Origin of the sequence: Bradyrhizobium sp., from assembly GCF_049581145.1 — a bacterium.
Lineage (GTDB): Bacteria > Pseudomonadota > Alphaproteobacteria > Rhizobiales > Xanthobacteraceae > Bradyrhizobium.
The window spans coordinates 1-3,306 of sequence record NZ_JBAURI010001152.1 but is presented as its reverse complement, the minus strand read 5'-3'; the positions used below and the strand labels follow the sequence as shown (position 1 = coordinate 3,306).

Annotated in this window: 3 protein-coding genes; all 3 read left to right on the top strand. The window is 67.2% G+C overall.

Going from position 1 to position 3,306, the window contains the following annotated elements:
- Positions 1 to 42: 42 nt before the first annotated feature.
- Complete coding sequence (locus tag WCB02_RS36690; RefSeq protein ID WP_423966603.1) at positions 43 to 1,473, top strand: DUF5691 domain-containing protein; 1,431 nt, start codon at positions 43 to 45, stop codon at positions 1,471 to 1,473.
- A gap of 5 nt (positions 1,474 to 1,478) precedes the next feature.
- Positions 1,479 to 2,546: an ATP-binding protein gene (locus WCB02_RS36685; protein ID WP_423966606.1), complete on the top strand. Its 1,068-nt coding sequence runs from the start codon at positions 1,479 to 1,481 to the stop codon at positions 2,544 to 2,546.
- 6 nt (positions 2,547 to 2,552) lie between these two features.
- Positions 2,553 to 3,306: DUF5682 family protein (locus tag WCB02_RS36680; protein ID WP_423966600.1), on the top strand; the 754-nt coding region annotated here is incomplete at its 3' end.

Sequence of the window (3,306 nt, the reverse complement as noted above, 5' to 3'; positions counted from 1 at the left end):
CGCTGATCGCCGCCTGCACCAATTGGGGAAGGCTTGGTTTCGATGCATGAGCTCGAAGCCTCGCTCGCGCGCATTCGCAGCGCCTGGATGGCCGGGCGTTCGGCGCTCGAACATTGCCCGGCAGAATGGCGCGAGGTCGTCGAGGGTGAACATGGCGAAGCCGCACTGGCGGCGCTGACAGGACATGCGACGTCGGTCCTGTTTCGCACCGCACCTGGCAGCGCCCTCGAGGCGCGGCCGCTGCTGCCGGCGCTGGCCTTGCCGGTCATGGCGGAGGCGCTGCGGCCGCGCTTCCGGCGCATCCTGTCGGCGCAGAGGGCTGGAACGTCGATCGAACGGCCGCTCATCGATCTCGTCACGGCGCGCGGTGTTTGCGTGCATCCGGCGGACTGGATGCCGTCGCCGCGTGATGATTGGGCCCCCGACATCTACGCGCCCTGGCTGGATTGGGTGCGCACCGAGAGCAAGGCAAAGGACGCGAACGCCGCGCTGACCATCGAGAGCTATCAACACTGGCCCTGGGCCGAGCGGCGCGCGGCGCTGGCGCAATTGCGCAGGACCGATCCGGCCGCAGCGCTGGCGATCGTCGCCGCCAAGGGGGCAACAGAGCCGGCCGAGCGGCGGCTCCGGCTATTGGAAATTCTCGAGACAAGCCTCTCCGAGGCGGACGCCGGCTTTCTCGAGAGCCTCGCCAACGATCGCTCGGAGCGCGTCCAAGCCATCGCGCGAGCTTATCTTGCAAGGCTCGGGCGTAGCGCCGACAGCGGCGATCTCGCGGCCGAACTGGCCGGGATGGTCGAACTCGGCAAGGTAGGCCTGATCAACCGGCGCAGCCGGCTTGTCATCAAGTCGTTGAAAACAGCGGCCCAGAAGACGCGGCGAAACGAGCTGTTCAGACTCGTCAGTCTGGCCGCGCTGGCGCGTGCGCTCGGGGTCGCCGATACCCAGTTGATGGAAGCACCGCCCGAGGGTCCAGCCGATACCATCGACGGGTTCGCGCAGATGGTGGCGACCACCGGCTCCGACGCCGCGCGAACCGCCTTGCTGGACTGCCTGCTGGCGGATGCGGCCTCTCCCCTCCGTCATCTCTGCGCGCTGGCGCCACGCCTCTCAGCCGGGGAACGGCGGGCGCTGACCGCACAGATCATGGCGCGAGATGATGGTGAACTGGACACCACGTTGTCCATCGCAGGGCGCGAACTGGGCCTGGTGCCGTTGTCGGCGATGCTCACCGCAGCGGCCTACAAATCGCTGAAGGAGCTGGTCGAAGACGCGCTCAACGGCCCGGACGGCCGGCGCACGCATGACAACACCATGCTGGGCATGGCGCTCAATCGCATCGCGCTCCTGCTCGACGCGCCGGGCGCCGCCGATCTGGCCGCGCGCGTCGTCGATTGGGGATTGTCGGCCGCCGATCCCAGACTCGATCTCTTGCATCTCAATGCCGCTCTCAAAACGGAGACAATCGCGTGACCGACATGTTGCGTCTTCCCGCCGAACAGACTTATGCGGCGGAGCTTGAGGCGTTGCGAGCCGATCCGGGCCCGCGACCGCAAGGCTGGGCCATGTCGCCCCGCGCGGCCGTGACCTATCTGATGGGCGGCAAAGCCATGGACGGCACGGCCGTCAGCGCCAAATATGTCGGCGACAGGAGGTTGATCGAAACCGCGATCGCCACACTGGCGACCGATCGCGCTTTGCTTCTGCTCGGCGTGCCCGGAACGGCAAAATCCTGGGTGTCCGAGCATCTCGCCGCGGCGCTCAGCGGCGATTCCACCATGGTGGTGCAATGCACCGCGGGGACCGACGAGAACCAGATCCGCTATGGCTGGAATTACGCGCAACTGCTGGCGCATGGGCCATCGCGTCAGGCCCTGGTGCCGACGCCGATGTTTCGCGCCATGGAGGCCGGCAGGCTGTGCCGGCTGGAGGAATTGACGCGCATGGGGTCGGATGTCCAGGATACGCTGATCACGGTGCTGTCCGAGAAGATGATGCCGATCCCCGAATTGAACGAGGCGGTCTACGCCAGGCGGGGTTTCAACGTGATCGCCACCGCGAATAATCGCGACAAGGGCGTCAACGAACTGTCCTCGGCGCTGAAGCGGCGCTTCAATGTCGTGGTGCTGCCCCTGCCCGATGATATGGAACAGGAAATCGCCATCGTCACCCGTCGCGTCGGCGAGATGGCGCGGTCGCTCGATCTGCCGGCACCGAAGAACGTCGCGCAGGAAGTGGCGCGCGTGGTGGCGATCTTCCGCGAGTTGCGCGGCGGCGCGACGCTGGACGGCAAATTGACCCTGAAAACGCCGTCCGGCTCGCTATCCACGGCCGAGGCGATCGCGGTCATGATCGGCGGCTTGAGCCAGGCCGCGTTCTTCAACGACGGCAGGCTGTCGGCCGAAGGCGTGGCGCCCAATATGATCGGCGCCATCGTCAAGGACCCGGTACAGGACAAGGCCGTGCTCGAGGAATATCTCGAGACCGTCATGAAGAAACGACCGGACTACGCCGAATATTACCGCATGCTGGTCGAGCTGGTCTGACTCGCGATGGCGTCGGCAATCCATGTCTTCGGCATCCGCCACCACGGCCCCGGCTCGTCGCGGCGGCTGTTGGAAGCGCTCGGCGAATTACGTCCCCAGACGGTTTTGATCGAGGGCCCGTCCGATGCCTCCGGCCTGCTGCCGATGCTGGCGGACCCGGCGATGGTGCCGCCTGTGGCGCTCCTGACCTATGCGGCAGATGATCCCGCGCGCACCATCTTCTGGCCGTTCGCCACCTACTCGCCGGAATATCAGGCCGCCTGCTGGGCCGTGCGCCATGGCGCGGCCGCGCGTTTCATCGATCTGCCGGCGAGCTGGCGTCTTGGCCCGGCAGCACCGCCCGGATTGGCCGCAGACGCCGATTCTGATGCTGCCGTACGTCCAGAATCTGCGCCGGAGCAGCCGCCGAACATGCTGGAGCGTGATCCGATCGGCGTGCTCGCGACCGCTGGCGGCTACGAGGACGGCGAGAGCTGGTGGCGCGATGTGATCGAGGAGAATCCCGAGCCCGGCGAGGTGTTCGCGGCGATCGCGGATGCGATGACGGCGCTGCGCGAAGCGGCGGCGGCCGGACGGGAAGCTGCCCGCGAAGCGCATATGCGGCTCGAAATCGCCAGGGCGGCCAAGGAAACTGACGGCGCCATCGCCGTCGTCTGCGGCGCCTGGCACGCGCCGGCGCTGCAGCAGAAGCCATCCGCGACCGCCGATCGCGCGCTGCTCAAGGGCGCCCCGAAGCAGAAGGTCAGCGCGACCTGGGCAC